Origin of the sequence: Ramlibacter lithotrophicus (genome assembly GCF_012184415.1) — a bacterium.
GTDB classification, from domain to species: domain Bacteria; phylum Pseudomonadota; class Gammaproteobacteria; order Burkholderiales; family Burkholderiaceae_C; genus Ramlibacter; species Ramlibacter lithotrophicus.
The window spans coordinates 1-14,110 of the sequence record NZ_VTOX01000010.1 but is presented as its reverse complement, the minus strand read 5'-3'; the positions used below and the strand labels follow the sequence as shown (position 1 = coordinate 14,110).

At 68.1% G+C, this 14,110-nt stretch carries 11 protein-coding genes; 7 read left to right on the top strand and 4 right to left on the bottom strand.

What is annotated here, in order from left to right; genetic code table 11:
• Positions 1-153 precede the first annotated feature (153 nt).
• Positions 154-840: a glutathione S-transferase family protein gene (locus RAMLITH_RS21125; protein ID WP_168109624.1), complete on the top strand. Its 687-nt coding sequence runs from the start codon at positions 154-156 to the stop codon at positions 838-840.
• A 33-nt stretch (positions 841-873) separates the two neighbouring features.
• On the opposite strand, the gene RAMLITH_RS21120 is transcribed toward RAMLITH_RS21125, so the two are convergent.
• From RAMLITH_RS21120 to puuE, 3 genes are read right to left on the bottom strand one after another with little or no spacing between them, the layout of a single operon-like run.
• On the bottom strand, positions 874-2,097 hold the full coding sequence (locus RAMLITH_RS21120; protein ID WP_168109433.1) for a M20 family metallopeptidase: 1,224 nt from the start codon (positions 2,095-2,097) through the stop codon (positions 874-876).
• Entirely contained in the window at positions 2,094-3,881 is a 1,788-nt protein-coding gene (gene uraD, locus RAMLITH_RS21115) for a 2-oxo-4-hydroxy-4-carboxy-5-ureidoimidazoline decarboxylase (RefSeq protein WP_168109432.1), read from the bottom strand. The genes RAMLITH_RS21120 and uraD overlap by 4 nt, the downstream gene beginning before the upstream one ends.
• Positions 3,882-3,886: 5 nt before the next feature.
• Complete coding sequence (gene puuE, locus RAMLITH_RS21110; protein WP_168109431.1) at positions 3,887-4,822, bottom strand: allantoinase PuuE; 936 nt, start codon at positions 4,820-4,822, stop codon at positions 3,887-3,889.
• A 114-nt stretch (positions 4,823-4,936) separates the two neighbouring features.
• On the opposite strand from puuE, the gene uraH reads away from it, so the two are divergent.
• Positions 4,937-5,290, top strand: coding sequence for a hydroxyisourate hydrolase (uraH, locus tag RAMLITH_RS21105; protein ID WP_168109430.1), 354 nt, complete (start codon positions 4,937-4,939; stop codon positions 5,288-5,290).
• A 2-nt stretch (positions 5,291-5,292) separates the two neighbouring features.
• On the opposite strand, the gene RAMLITH_RS21100 is transcribed toward uraH, so the two are convergent.
• Positions 5,293-5,814 (bottom strand): hypothetical protein, encoded by a 522-nt coding sequence (locus RAMLITH_RS21100; protein WP_168109429.1) that lies wholly within the window; start codon positions 5,812-5,814, stop codon positions 5,293-5,295.
• Between the two features lie 111 nt (positions 5,815-5,925).
• Here RAMLITH_RS21100 and xdhC point away from each other — a divergent pair, with 111 nt between their 5' ends.
• From xdhC to RAMLITH_RS21075, 5 genes are all read left to right on the top strand, one after another.
• Entirely contained in the window at positions 5,926-6,738 is an 813-nt protein-coding gene (gene xdhC / locus RAMLITH_RS21095) for a xanthine dehydrogenase accessory protein XdhC (RefSeq protein ID WP_181017806.1), read from the top strand.
• A gap of 30 nt (positions 6,739-6,768) precedes the next feature.
• Positions 6,769-7,968: a urate hydroxylase PuuD gene (locus tag RAMLITH_RS21090; RefSeq protein ID WP_168109428.1), complete on the top strand. Its 1,200-nt coding sequence runs from the start codon at positions 6,769-6,771 to the stop codon at positions 7,966-7,968.
• A gap of 91 nt (positions 7,969-8,059) precedes the next feature.
• Entirely contained in the window at positions 8,060-9,739 is a 1,680-nt protein-coding gene (locus RAMLITH_RS21085) for an AMP-binding protein (RefSeq protein ID WP_168109427.1), read from the top strand.
• Positions 9,740-9,764: 25 nt separating this feature from the next.
• Positions 9,765-11,516 (top strand): thiamine pyrophosphate-binding protein, encoded by a 1,752-nt coding sequence (locus tag RAMLITH_RS21080; RefSeq protein WP_202883309.1) that lies wholly within the window; start codon positions 9,765-9,767, stop codon positions 11,514-11,516.
• A gap of 372 nt (positions 11,517-11,888) precedes the next feature.
• Positions 11,889-13,856 carry an AAA family ATPase gene (locus RAMLITH_RS21075; RefSeq protein ID WP_168109426.1) on the top strand — a complete coding sequence of 656 codons (1,968 nt, stop codon included), beginning with the start codon at positions 11,889-11,891 and terminating at the stop codon, positions 13,854-13,856.
• Positions 13,857-14,110 lie beyond the last annotated feature (254 nt).

Sequence of the window (14,110 nt, the reverse complement as noted above, 5' to 3'; positions counted from 1 at the left end):
GCGGATTGTTGTTCTGGTGCCCGCCAGACACAAGTCCGGCTCCACGGATGAGGTCAGTATTATGCGAAATCTTTAGATGTAAAGGATCGCGGTCCCGGAAAGTTGCCGGAGCCTACAATGGCCGCCCCCCACTCGCGCCACCGGCGCCGCACGATGCTTACCGTCCACCACCTGGAAACTTCCCGCTCGCACCGCGTGCTGTGGCTGCTGGAGGAGCTCGGCACCCCGTACGAGATCCGGCGCTACCCGCGCGACCCGAAGACGCGGCTCGCGGATCCGGCGCTGCGGCGCATCCATCCGCTGGGCAAGTCCCCGGTCGTCACCGACGGCGACGTCACCGTGGCGGAATCGGGCGCGATCCTGGAATACCTCGCGGCCACCTACGCCGCGCACGCGCCGCCGGAACTGATGCTGCAGCCGCCGGTGGGCGGCCAGCACTGGCTGCGGGAGCGCTACTGGATGCACTTCGCCGAAGGTTCGCTGATGAACTGGCTGGTGATGAAGCTGGTGTTCATGACGATACCGACCCAGCCCATGCCCTTCTTCGTGCGCCCGGTCGCGCGCCAGCTGTGCGCCCAGGTGCAGAAGAAGCTGATCGACCCCAACGTCGCCGGCGCGGTGCAGTTCATGGAGCAGCACCTGGCGCGGCACGAGTGGTTCGCGGGCGAGCGGCCGGGCCTGGCGGACTTCCAGATGAGCTTCGCCGTGGAGGCAGCGCTGGCGCGCAGCGAGGGCGCCGCCAGCCTGCCGCGGCTCACGGCCTACCGCGACCGGATGCATGCGCGCCCCGCCTACCAGCGGGCGTTGGCCAAGGGCGGGCCGGTGCTGATGACTCGTTAGAAGGCGGGGAGCAGACCGCGCAGGCAACGCCGGTCAGGCGAGCAGGTCGTACACCGTCCGCGCGACCACCTTCGTCGCCCGGCGCAGGTCTTCCAGCTCCAGCCGCTCGTCGGCGCGCTTGGCGTTCGACTCCAGCACCGTGCGCGGGCCGGCGCCGTAGATGACTCCGGGGATGCCGGCCTGCGCGTACAGCCGCACGTCGGTGTACAGCGGCGTGCCCATCGCGGGAATGTCCTGGCCGAACAGCGCGCGGCCATGGCGCTGGATCGCCTCGACCAGCGGCTGGTTGCCGGGCAGCGGCTTCATCGAATTCGCCAGCAGCAGCCGGCGGATCTCCACGCTGATGCCCGGAACCGCGGCTGCGGCCCGCTCGATCTCGTCGCGCACTTCGGCCTCGACCTGCACCGGGTCCTCCTCCGGGATCATCCGGCGGTCGAGCTTGAAGACCACCTTGCCCGGCACGACGTTGGTGTTGGTGCCGCCTTCGATGCGGCCGACGTTCAGGTACGGGTGGGTGATGCCTGCCACCGAGGACCTGACCTGCCGGTAGCGCTCGTTGCAGGCATACAGCGCCTGCAGGATCTTCACGGCGCCTTGCAGCGCGTCGACGCCGGTGTGCGGAATGGCGGCATGCGCCATCCTGCCGTGCACCGTCACCTCCAGCTGCAGGCAGCCGTTGTGGGCCGTGATCACTTCGTAGCTGAAGCCGGCCGCGATCAGGAGGTCGGGCCGGGTCAGCCCCTGGCGCAGCAGCCAGCCGGGACCCAGCTCGCCGCCGAACTCCTCGTCGTACGTGAAATGCAGTTCGACCCCACCTTTCAGCGGCGCGCCCAGCGCTTCCAGCGCCCGCAGCGCGAAGGTGTAGGTCGCGAAGTCGCTCTTGCTGACGGCGGCGGCGCGGCCATGGATGCGGCCGTCCTCGATCTCGCCGCCGTACGGATCGTGGGTCCAGCCCTCGCCCGGCGGCACCACGTCGCCGTGGGCGTTCAGCGCGATGGTGGGTCCGTCGCCCCAGCGGCGGCGCACGATCAGGTTGGTGATCGACGCCATGCCCGCCGCGCGCACATCCTGTGCCGGCACCGGATGCTGCTCCGCCTGCAGGCCGAAGCCGGCCAGCAATTGCGCGGTGCGTTCGGCGTGCGGCGCGTTGTCACCCGGCGGCGTGTCGGTGGGCACCCGCACCAGTTCCTGCAGGAAGCGCACCTCCTCGTCGAAGTGCGCGTCGATCCACGCGTCGAGCCGCTCGTGGCCGGTCATGCCGTCGCCTTCGCCGCCAGTTGCTCCAGCAGACGCAGGTAGGCCTCGATCCCGAGCTGGATGTCGTCGCTGGTCGTGGTCTCCAGCGGGTTGTGGCTGATGCCCAGGTTCTGGCCGCGCACGAACAGCATCGCCTGCGGCATCACCTGGTGCAGCTTCATCGCGTCGTGGCCGGCCCCGCTGGGCATGCGGAACACCGGCACGCCGAGGTCGGCCACCGCCTGTTCCCAGTGCACCTGCCAGGCCGGCGCGCTGGGCGCGGCGGCGACCTGCATCGTCTGTTCCAGCGTGTGGCGCACGCCGCGCCGCTCGCAGATCGCGGCCAGCTCGGCCAGCACGTCCCTGACCATCGCGTCGCGCTGCGCATCGTTGGGTGCCCGCAGGTCCAGCGTGAAGACGCAGCGGCCGGGCACCACGTTGATCGAGCCGCCGGGCACCTCGAGCATGCCGATGGTGCCGACCGAGTCGCCGTCCTGGCGGGCGCGCCGCTCGACGTACAGCGCCAGTTCGGCAAAGGCGGCAGCCGCGTCGCGGCGCCGGTCCATCGGCGTGGTGCCGGCGTGGCTGGCCATGCCGACGATTTCGCAGCGCAGGCGCACGCCGCCGTTGATGGAGGTGACCACGCCCAGCGGCAGGTCGCGCTCGGTGAGCACCGGACCCTGCTCGATGTGCACTTCCAGGAATCCGAGGTAGCGCTTCGGGTCGCGGCGCAGCGCGGCGATCGCGTCCAGGGTGGCGGGCAGGCCGGCGTTGCGCATCGCCTCGCGCATGGTGATGCCGTCGGCATCCTTCTGGTCCAGCCAGGCCGCATCGAAACTGCCGATCAGCGCGCCGGAGCCGAGGAAGGTCGCGTGATAGCGCTGGCCTTCCTCCTCGGCGAACGCCACCACCTCGATGTCGAACGGCAGGCGGCGCCCTTGCCGCGAGAGCTCGCGCACGCAGGCCATGGGCGTGAAGATGCCCAGCCGGCCGTCGTACTTGCCGCCGTTGCGCACCGTGTCGTAGTGGCTTCCCGTCAGCACGCGCCGCCGCTCCCCGTCGCCGCTGCCGTGGTAGACGCCGACGACGTTGCCCACGGCGTCCATGCCCACCTCGTCGAAGCCGCTCTCGCGCATGTGCTGCGTGATGCGCGCCGCCACCTGCCGGTGGGCGTCGGTGAGGTAGGTCACCGTGAGCTGGCCCTGTTCCTTGAAGCCCGGGTCGCTGTGCTGCGCGAGCTGCTCCAGCTGGTCCCACACCATGTTGCCCAGCACCGGGTCGACGCCGAACCTGTCGTTCAGGCGCAGCTCCGCGATGCGGTGCACGTTGCGCAGCGCCTCGGCGAGTTCGACGTCCGACGGGTTGTCCAGCCGGCGCTCGAAGGTGGCGATGATCTCGCGGCGCGAGAGGCCTGCGCCGCGCGGTCCGCGCACCGCCAGGATGAACGGAAAGCCGAACTTGGCGGTGTAGTCGGCGTTGAGCTGCTGCAGTCGCGCGTACTCGTCCGGGGTGCAGGTGGCCAGCCCCGCCTGGTGCTGCTCGCCCGTGGATTCCGGGGTGAGGGCCCGCGCCACCAGCGCCTTGCCGGCGAGCTCCGGGTGAGCGCGCACCAGGGCGAGTTGCTCGTCGGCGCCGGCCTCCTTGACCACGTGCGCCATCACGCACTTGAGGTGCGCCAGCGAACGGAACGGGCGGTGGGCAAGCGCCGCCTCGGCGATCCATGGCGAGTGTTCGTAGATGCCGTCCAGCAGGCGGACGGCTTCGTCGCCGCCGGCGGCGTTGAGTTGTTGCAAGGTCAGTGGCATGGGATTCAAGCGGCGAAGGGATGGGTGCGCTTCCAGTGGCGCGCGATGTCGATGCGGCGGCAGATCCACACGTGCTCGTGCCGCTGCACATGGTCCAGGAAGCGCTGCAGCGCGACGATGCGCCCGGGGCGCCCGAGCAGGCGGCAGTGCATGCCGATGCTCATCATGCGTGGTGTCTCGGCCCCTTCGGCATACAGCGCATCGAAGCTGTCGCGCAGGTAGACGAAGAAGTCCTCGGCTTGCGCGAAGCCCTGGGGCAGCGCGAAGCGCATGTCGTTGGCATCGAGCGTGTATGGCACCACCAGGTGCGGCACCACGCTGCCGTCGGTCTTGCGCACCCGGGTCCAGAAAGGCAGGTCGTCGGCGTAGGAGTCGCTGTCGTATTCGAAGCCGCCCCAGTCGGCCACCAGCCGCCGGGTGTTGGGGCTGTCGCGCCCGGTGTACCAGCCCAGCGGCCGCTCGCCGGTCAGGCGCTCGATCGCCTCCATCGCCAGGCGCATGTGCTCGCGTTCGGTCGCTTCGTCCACCTGCTGGTAGGAGATCCAGCGCCAGCCGTGGCAGGCGATCTCGTGACCCAGTTCCCTGAAAGCGGCGGCGGCTTCGGGATGCCGCTGCAGCGCCATGCCGACGCCGAACACCGTCAGCGGCAGCCCGCGCCGCTCGAATTCGCGCAGGATGCGCCAGACGCCGACGCGCGAACCGTATTCGTAGATGCTCTCCATGGAGAGGTGGCGCGCGGCGTACGCCGGCGGATTGAACATCTCGGAGAGGAACTGCTCGGACCCGGCGTCGCCGTGCAGCACCGAGTTCTCGCCGCCTTCCTCGTAGTTGAGGACGAACTGCACGGCGATGCGGGCCTGGCCTGGCCATTGCGCCTGCGGCGGTCGGCGACCGTAGCCGGCAAGGTCGCGGGGATAAGGCGTGGCGGAGTCGGGAGTCATCGGCTGGATGTGCGGGACGGCGGCCCGGACGGCTGCGGGTGCGGCGCGTGGAGGCGGCAATGTTATGGCAAATTCCAGCCTCCACCCGCGCGAACCGCTGCAAAGGAAAGCCTGATGGGCCTCTCAACCCACGTCCTCGACACCATGCACGGCTGTCCGGCCGCCGGCATGGGCGTCGCGCTCTACACCACCGCCGGCGGCGCGGCGACGCTCGTCAAACGCCTCGAGCTGAACCAGGACGGCCGCAGTCCGGACGGTCCGCTGGTCGCCGACGCCGCCTTGCAGCGCGGCACCTACCGGCTGGTGTTCGACGTGGCGGGCTATTTCAGGCGGCGCGGCGTGGCGCTGCCGGATCCCAATTTCCTGGACCAGGTGAGCATCGACTTCGGGGTGGCGCAACCGGACCAGCACTACCACGTGCCGCTGCTGGTGAGCCCGTGGAGCTACAGCACGTACCGCGGGTCGTAACCTCAGTCCTGGCCCTCGGTCAGCGTGTCGAGCTGGAACTGTCCGCTCTTGTGCCACAGCCACGTGTCGGTATAGACCACCTTGCCCATGCGCGCGGGCGCGGGGAACGGCGCGGCGGCACGCACCGTGCGCTCGATCTCGGCGATCACTTCCGGCGCGTGCTTGGGCGCGCGCATCCAGTTCAGGTTGCGCACCTGGCCGCGGCCGTCGACTTCCACCTGCAGCACGCCGATGGCGTACAGCAGGGGCGGCAGCCGGCCTTTCCAGATGCGGTCCTGGTTCAGGCCGTACAGGTGGCTGGCGGCGTCGGCGCGGTAGGCGCGGGGATTGGACGCGTTGGAATGGCGGGCGACCGGTGGCGCCACGGCCGGGGCGGTGGCCGCGGGCCCCGCTTCGGGCGCGGGCTCGCCAGGGGCGGGCACCTTGGGCGGGGCCGGCGGTGCCGCGCACCCCGCGACCAAGGCCGCGATGCAGCCGGCCAGGCTGCCGGCCTGCGCCCAGCGCTGCTTCCACAATTGCTTCATGATTTCTCTCCGGATCCCCTCGCGCACGCGCGCAGACCATGATTGAACGCGAACTCTTCAATTTCGCCGACCGCCGTTACCGGCGCGACGGGATTGTTGCGCATTGACGCAGTGGATTCCGGCTCCGACACCACTTCGTTCACAACCCGGCTGGCGGGCGAGCCGGCCGTGCTCGTCACCGTCGAAGCGACGCAGGGCTCGGTGCCGCGCGAAGCGGGCGCCTGGATGGGCGTCTTCGCCCGCGACGTCGTCGGCACCATCGGCGGCGGCCACGTCGAATTCAGCGCCATCGAGGAAGCGCGCCGGCGGCTGCGCGGCGAGGCCGGGGAGCCGGTGCGGCGCTACGCGCTGGGGCCCAGCCTGGGCCAGTGCTGCGGCGGGGTGGTGCACCTGCGCTTCGAGCCGGTGTCGGCCGGCGATGCCGCGCGCCTGCGGCAGCGGCTCGCGCCACGCCTGTCGCCGGTGGCGCTGTTCGGCGGCGGCCACGTGGGTCGCGCGATCGTCGCCGCGCTGGCGCCGTTGCCGTTCGATCTGACCTGGATCGACAGTCGCGACGAGATCTTTCCCGCCGAGACCCCGGCCGACGTGCGCTGCGAACACTCCGACCCCGTGCAGGCCGCGGTCGCCGGGTTGCCGGCCACCGCCAGCGTGCTGATCATGAGCTTCAGCCATGCCGAGGACCTGGACGTGGTCGCGGCCTGCCTCGCGCGCCAGCGCCAGCGCGGGGACCTGGCCTTCATCGGCCTGATCGGCAGCAGCACGAAGTGGGCGACCTTCCGCCACCGACTGGCCGAGCGCGGCTTCGGCGAACCCGAGCTGGCGCAGGTGACCTGCCCGATCGGGCTGCCGGGCATTGCCGGCAAGGAGCCGGCGGTGATTGCCGCCAGCGTCGCGGCGCAACTGCTGCAGCGCCGCGCGCCCTGAGCCCGCGACGACACGGCACACTCGGGGCCCATGGAAAGTTATCTCCTCGACTGGGCCAACCTGCTGCTGCGGTGGGCCCACGTCATCACCGCGATCGCCTGGATCGGCTCGTCGTTCTATTTCGTCTTCCTTGATTCCAGCCTCACGCCGCCGGTGGACGAGGACCTGAAGCGCCAGGGCGCCAGCGGCGAACTGTGGGCGGTGCACGGCGGCGGCTTCTACCACCCCGTCAAGTTCAACGTCGCCCCACCGAAGCTTCCCGACCACCTGCACTGGTTCTTCTGGGAGGCCTATTCGACCTGGCTCACCGGCTTCGCCCTGTTCACGGTCTCCTACCTGTGGCACGCCGGCACCTACCTGGTCGACAAGTCCCTGATGGACTGGTCGCCTGCGGCGGCGGTCGTCGCGGCGCTGTCCTTCCTGGTCGTCTTCTGGCTGGCGTACGACGCGATCTGTCGGGTGTTCGGGCAGCGACGCAACGGCGATGCCATCGTCGGCGGCCTCGTGCTGCTGCTGGTGTGCGCGGCGTCGTGGCTGGCCTGCCACTGGTTCGCCGGGCGTGCCGCCTTCCTGCTGGTGGGCGCGATGATCGCCACCGCGATGAGCGCCAACGTCTTCTTCTGGATCATTCCCGGCCAGAAGAAGGTGGTGGCGGCGATCAAGGCCGGCCAGCCGCCCGACCCGATCCACGGCGTGCGCGGCAAGCAGCGCAGCGTGCACAACACCTATTTCACGCTGCCGGTGCTGTTCTCCATGATCAGCAATCACTACAGCTTCACCTGGAGCCACCCGCGCAACTGGCTGGTGCTGATCCTGATGATGGTGGCCGGCGCCGCCATCCGCCAGTTCTTCGTCCTGCGCCACGGCTGGAAACTGGGGCGCAACCGCCATCCGCTGCCGTATGCCGTGGCCGGCGTGGTGCTGATCGCCGCCGTGGTGGTCTGGTTGCGGCCGGCGCCGGCGGTTGCCGTGCCGGCCGCCGGTGGTCCGGTGGGCTATGCGCAGGTGCAGCCGGTGCTGGCGCAGCGCTGCTACCAGTGCCACGGCGAGCAGCTGCAGATGAAGAACGTGCGCCTCGATTCGCCCGCCTTGGCGAAGCAGCATGCGGCGCAGGTCCACCAGCAGGTGGTGGTGACGAAACTGATGCCGATGAACAACGCGACCGGGATGACGGACGCGGAGCGGACGCTGGTCGCCCGCTGGTTCGGCGCCGGGGCTCCCGTGCCTTGACGCGTGCGCGACGCGGGAATCCACCAGTACCCGCCATCCCGCTGCCTGCCTACGCTGTTGCCGGGCAGCGGCCCGGCACGGGAGAACAGGGATGACGAGCGAGCGATCGATTCTGGACGCGATCTACGACAACGAGGCGCAGCGCGCGCGGCAGGTCTTTCTCACCCAGCCGGTGGGCGGCGGCAAGGTGATCGACTACACCTGGGCGCAGATGATGGACCAGGCCCGCCGCATGGCGCGCCACCTGCAGGACCGCGGCCTGCAGCCCGGCGACCGCATCGCCATGCTGTCGAAGAACTGCGCGCACTTCTTCATGGCTGAACTGGCGATCTGGATGGCCGGCGGCACCACGGTGGCGATCTTCCCGACCGAGACCGCGGAGACCGTGCGCTACGTGCTGGAGCACAGCGAGGCGAGCCTGCTCTTCGTGGGCAAGCTCGACACCTGGCCGCTGCAGGAACCGGGCGTATCCAGGGACCTGCCGCGCATCGCCTTCCCGCTGGCGCCCGCGAACCCCTTCGACAAGTGGGACGAGATCGTGGCCCGCACCGAACCGCTGCCGGGGCGCATCCAGCGCAACCCGGACGACCTGGCGATGATCATCTACACGTCGGGCTCCACCGGGCAGCCGAAAGGCGTGATGCTGCCGTTCCGCTCGATCAGCGCCGCCGCGGACGGCATGGTGAGTTACCTCAAGGCGACCTACGGCGAGGAGAAGGAGACGCGCCTGATCTCCTACCTGCCGCTGGCGCACAGTTTCGAGCGCGCCTGGATCCTGGCCGCCTCGCTGTACGACGGCTCGGCGCACATCTTCTTTGCCGAGGCGGTCGACACCTTCCTGGAAGACCTCAAGCGCGCGCGGCCGACCACCTTCATCTCGGTGCCGCGGCTGTGGCTGAAGTTCCAGCAAGGCGTGTTCGCGAAGATGCCGCCCGAAAAGCTCGACCGCCTGCTCGGCATCCCGATCATCGGCAAGCTGGTCGCCCGCAAGGTGCTCAAGGGCCTGGGCCTGGACAAGGTGCGGCATGCGGCCAGCGGATCGGCGCCGATCCCGGCCGAACTGATCCAGTGGTACCGCAAGCTGGGGCTGAACCTGTTCGAAGGCTACGGCATGACCGAGGACTTCGCGTACTCGCACAGCTCGACGAAGGACCGCAACGCGCCGGGCTTCGTGGGCGTGCCGCTGCCGGGCGTGCAGGTGAAGCTGGCCGACGACGGCGAGATCCTGATCAAGTCGCCCGGCCAGTTCAGCGGCTACTACCGGCAGCCGGAGCTCAATGCGCAGGCGTTCACCGCCGACGGGTTCTTCCGCACCGGCGACAAGGGGGAACGCGACGCGTCGGGCCTGCTGAAGGTGACGGGCCGCGTCAAGGAGATCTTCAAGACCTCCAAGGGCGAGTACGTGGCGCCGGCGCCGATCGAGAACCTGCTCAACACGCACCCGATGGTCGAACTGTCGCTGGTCTCCGGCATGGGCCAGGCGGCGGCGTACGCCATGGTGGTGTTGGCCGAGGACCTGCGTCCGCGGCTGAAGGACGAAGCGGTGCGCTCGCACGTGCAGGAGAAGCTGGCGCGGCTGCTGGAGGACGTCAACCGCGAGCTGCCGGCCCACCAGCGGCTGAAGATGATCGTCGTCGCCAACGAGCCGTGGTCGATCGAGAACGGCTTTTTGACGCCGACGATGAAGATCCGCCGCAACCGCATCGAGTCCGCGGTCGCATTCGCAGTGGACCAGTGGTATGCCACCGGCACCACCGTGCACTGGGCCTGAACCAACACTGGGACCACTTCACCCGATGACCGTAACCACCATCATGCGCCACGGCGGCGACCGCGTGGCAGAGGCGCTGCGCGTGCACGGCGTGCGCTCGCTCTTCACCTTGTGCGGCGGCCACATCGCGCCGATCCTCGCAGGCGCAAAGGCGCGCGGCATCCGCATCGTCGACGTGCGCGACGAGGCGACGGCCGTCTTTGCCGCCGACGCCACGGCGCGCCTGACCGGCACGCCCGGCGTGGCGGCGGTGACGGCCGGGCCCGGCGTCGCCAACGCGATCACGGCGCTGAAGAACGCGCAGCTGGCGCAGTCGCCGCTGGTGCTGCTGGGTGGCGCGGCGCCGACGGCGCTGCAGGGCCGCGGCGCACTGCAGGACATCGACCAGCGCGCGCTGGTCGGGCCGCACGTGAAGCTGTTTCGCAAGATCACCTCGGTGCGCGAGCTCGCGCCGGCCGTGGAGGAGGCGTTCTCGGTGGCGCGGTCGGACGTGCCCGGCCCCGTGTTCATCGAATGCCCGGTCGACCTCCTGTACGAGGAAGCGTCGATCCGCCAGTGGTACGCCGACGCTGCTGGCAAGGGCACCGGCGTGGCCGAGCGCATGCTGCGCATGTACCTGAACCGGCACGTGCGCAGGATGTTTGCCGGCAGCGACAAGCCGGTGACGCACCGCGTGCTGAAGGTGAGTGCGCCGCGCGCCGCGGGCAAGGCGCTGACGGCGAGCCAGAAGGCGCTGCTGGACGCCAGGCGGCCGCTGATGGTGATCGGCAGCCAGGCGGTGGTGATCGCGTCGCACGCGCAGGCCATCGCCGAGGCGGTGCGCACGTTGGGCATCCCGGTGTATCTCTCGGGCATGGCGCGCGGCCTGCTGGGGCGCGACCATCCGCTGCAGATGCGGCACCAGCGGCGCGAGGCGCTGCGCGAAGCCGACTGCGTGCTGCTGGCCGGCGTGCCGTGCGACTTCCGCCTGGACTATGGCAAGCACGTGCGGCGCAGCGCCACGCTGATCGCCGCCAACCGCAGCCCGCGCGACGCGCGCCTGAACCGCAAGCCGGACATCCTGGCGCTGGGCGACGCCGGCTTGTTCCTGCAGGACCTGGCTGAGGCGATGCCGAGGCCGGCGCCGAGCCGCCTCGACTGGACCGAGCCGCTGCGCCAGCGCGACGCGCAGCGCGAACAGGAGATCGACCGCCAGGCGGCCATCGCCGGCGAGCACGTCAACCCGGTCGCCTTCTTCCGCGCCCTGGAGCTGGCGGCCGGCGAGAACGCGACCTTCGTCGCCGACGGTGGCGACTTCGTGGCCACGGGTTCGTACGTGCTGCACCCGCGCAAGCCGCTGACGTGGCTGGACCCGGGCGCCTTCGGCACGCTGGGCGTCGGCGCTGGCTTCGCGCTGGGCGCGGCGCTGGCGCGCCCGAAAGGCGAAACCTGGATCGTCTTCGGCGACGGCGCCTGCGGCTGGGGCCTGGCCGAGTTCGACACCTTCGTGCGCCACGGCATCCCCGTGATCGCGGTCGTCGGCAACGACGCGGGCTGGACCCAGATCGCCCGCGAGCAGGTGAAGATGCTCAAGGACGACGTCGGCACCGTGCTCGCGAGAACCGACTACCACCAGGTCGCCGCCGGCTTCGGCGCGCATGGCATCGTGGTGAAGACCATGGCGGAACTGGAGCCGGCGCTGGCCGAAGCCAAGGAAGTGGCGGCAAAGGGCAAGCCCGTGCTGGTGAACGTGTGGCTGGACCGGACGGAGTTCAGGGAGGGGTCGCTGTCGATGTGAGGGGGCGGCTTGCCTGCGAGGGCGCGGTTGCCGCCGCGGGTTTGCGCGGGTTTTTCGCGTGAGGGTGCGCCCGGGGCCGCAGAAAAAAGCGCGGCAAATCAACGGCCTGCGCCGCCGCGGGAAACCAGTAGCACGGCCCGGCTCCGGTGCTATCCGGCACGGACACGGGCTTCGTCGCCGTTTTCGTGAGCACAAGGGCTGGGCGGCGGCTCGACAATGCCTTATAAGTCAAGGACTTGGCGTACCCGAAGGAGCTTTCCAGGTGAATGCATTTCCGTGCAATCCCGTGCTGGCGCGGGCCATATCAAGTTAGGCCGCACAATTTAGGTCTGCGAAAATCGTCCAGCCACAAATCCTAGGAGGAGACAGCGCGTGTCAATCGAAAAGGCGCTTCAAGATCTTGTCAACAAGTTCGAGAAGGCGGCAACGGGGCTATTTGATCTCACCGGCCGGTACACCGTGAACTTCGATCAAGGAACCTACGGTTGCGCTATCGCGAAGCCAACAAAGCGGATGAAGAACGCACTGGGAGTCGATCGCGAGATTCTCGTCGTTGCCTCGAACTTCAAGGACCAGCAACAGCGAACAATCAAACTTATCAAACGCGAGATCGAGACGTCAGCGGGCCGATACGAGAACACCATTGCAATCGTCCTGCACCAAGATCCAGAGGGCAATGGCAAGCTAAAGAACTGGGGTCGAGACCAAGGGCTGTCCGTCTTACCGCTGCTCGGATCAGAGGACTACAAGAAGTCCGCCGACCTTGAGCGCGCACTTTGCTTCGAACTTTACTCGCACGACCCATTCGACATCACCGGCCCGGTTTCCGATGACGCCAACTTCTTCGGGCGCAGAGACGAAGCCATTGAACTCGCTCGCAAACTCCAGCGTGGGCAGATTCGCTCGTGCCTCGGAATCAGAAAGGTTGGAAAGACCTCAATCATCAATCGGGTGCTTGCCGAGATTAGCGCGCACCACAGATGCGTCGCCTTGATGGTTGACTGCTCTAGAGATGACGTGTGGAGCTTGACTGGCACCCAATTGCTCGACTCTCTTGCCGCTTCCGCGGAGTTTGCAGCACACACTGAGTCGCGATACGCGAGCTTCGCTCCGAATAGCTCCGCAACGGACTTAGCAACCGCCCGCGAACGTTTGCAACGCCTTCTTCTCAAGCTCGAACATCCGCTGGTGCTTGTGTTCGACGAGGTCGACTACATCACCCCAGGCAGCCCAACCAACCCCACGTGGAAGAGCGAGTTCAACCCCTTCTGGCGCAATTTGCGAGCCGTCTATCAGGAGTGCACCAGACAGGGGCACCACATGTCCATTCTTGTCGGCGGAGTCTCGACATACTGGTTCACGGTCGAGTCCATTGACGGCGTCGAGAACGCAGCGCTTGCGTTTGTGCCCGAGGAATATCTCAGTCCAATGCCGGAAGGTGCCACGGTCGCAATGATAAAGCGGCTGGGCAAAGTAGCGGGACTGCAGATTGATGACAACGCAGCAACGCAGATTGCCAGGGCGTCGGGGAACATGCCCTATTGGGCTCGCAAGTGCGCATCGTACATTCACCGGCACATCTCAACAGCTGAACGCCCGTGCCCGCTCTCTGTCGACCGAACGTCTCCTTTGCTGGACTCGTTCGTCACGGAGGAGGGGGCGGCCATCTCGGAAGTGGCGCTTCGTCACCTGTTCCGCGTTCATCCTCAACTGCTTGATGCAACGAGAAAATGCACTGCCGGTATGGCCAAGGATGTTCCAGAGCCCCTGCGCCGAGTTCTGAAGCGCTACGGGGTTCTTGCTTCAGATGACTCACTGTCAGGAGCGATGATCACGCGCGGCTTCGAAGCGCTTGTGAGCGTGCTTCCAGTGATACCCGAAAGTAGCGACGTGACATCGGACGGCAGCGAGGCTACCGACGGGCTAACAGAATGGGCGGAGGAACTCGCAGCCCTTGGAATGAGGCGCAACATTCTTGAGCGCCGTCTACGTGAAATCGCACTGAACTTCCTGCGCTTCAGCGCGCTAAGTGCTGGCAAGCCGAGCGAAGCCAAAGATCGAGCCCTCGCAATCCTGCCTGAGGCACAGCGAGAGGCGTTCAAGCATCTTTCCGCCGAAGATGTTGTCAGCCGCTTTCTCTGGACGGACCTGACGAAGCTCGTCGCTAAAGAGTGGACCCTCTTTTCCCGCCTCCTCGGCGACAAAGACAGCTTCATCCGGCACTGCGACATCATCAATGATCGATTCGACGCTCACGCCAAAGCCGCAGATCTTGCGGACTTCGCCCTATATCGCCGGTCGCTGTCCTTTCTTGAAAGCAGGATGTCCAAGATCCAGTAGCAGGGCGCTGCGGCGATGCGGCCTAACAGGTCGTTCGACGCGGACACGCACCGGCAAGGCGCCGCAAGCCGTGCGCGGGAGCATACGTCTCGCGGGCGCCTTGCCGGTGCGTGCCGGTCAACTCCGACGTTGAGGCTGTGCAAAAACTCCCGCGGAGGTTCGCCGGCCGGTCAGCGTTTCTGACTAGTTAAACGTTGACCAGGCATCGCCGCCCCTGCCGATGCCATGCCCCGCTACAAACCTGTAGACCGCAG

What these genes read in the sequence shown, in the direction of transcription:
- RAMLITH_RS21125 (WP_168109624.1), top strand. Translation starts at nt 154, where the DNA reads ATGCTTACCGTCCACCACCTGGAAACTTCCCGCTCGCACCGCGTGCTG.
- RAMLITH_RS21120 (WP_168109433.1), bottom strand. Translation starts at nt 2,097, where the DNA reads ATGACCGGCCACGAGCGGCTCGACGCGTGGATCGACGCGCACTTCGAC.
- uraD (WP_168109432.1), bottom strand. Translation starts at nt 3,881, where the DNA reads ATGCCACTGACCTTGCAACAACTCAACGCCGCCGGCGGCGACGAAGCC.
- puuE (WP_168109431.1), bottom strand. Translation starts at nt 4,822, where the DNA reads ATGACTCCCGACTCCGCCACGCCTTATCCCCGCGACCTTGCCGGCTAC.
- uraH (WP_168109430.1), top strand. Translation starts at nt 4,937, where the DNA reads ATGGGCCTCTCAACCCACGTCCTCGACACCATGCACGGCTGTCCGGCC.
- RAMLITH_RS21100 (WP_168109429.1), bottom strand. Translation starts at nt 5,814, where the DNA reads ATGAAGCAATTGTGGAAGCAGCGCTGGGCGCAGGCCGGCAGCCTGGCC.
- RAMLITH_RS21090 (WP_168109428.1), top strand. Translation starts at nt 6,769, where the DNA reads ATGGAAAGTTATCTCCTCGACTGGGCCAACCTGCTGCTGCGGTGGGCC.
- RAMLITH_RS21085 (WP_168109427.1), top strand. Translation starts at nt 8,060, where the DNA reads ATGACGAGCGAGCGATCGATTCTGGACGCGATCTACGACAACGAGGCG.
- RAMLITH_RS21080 (WP_202883309.1), top strand. Translation starts at nt 9,765, where the DNA reads ATGACCGTAACCACCATCATGCGCCACGGCGGCGACCGCGTGGCAGAG.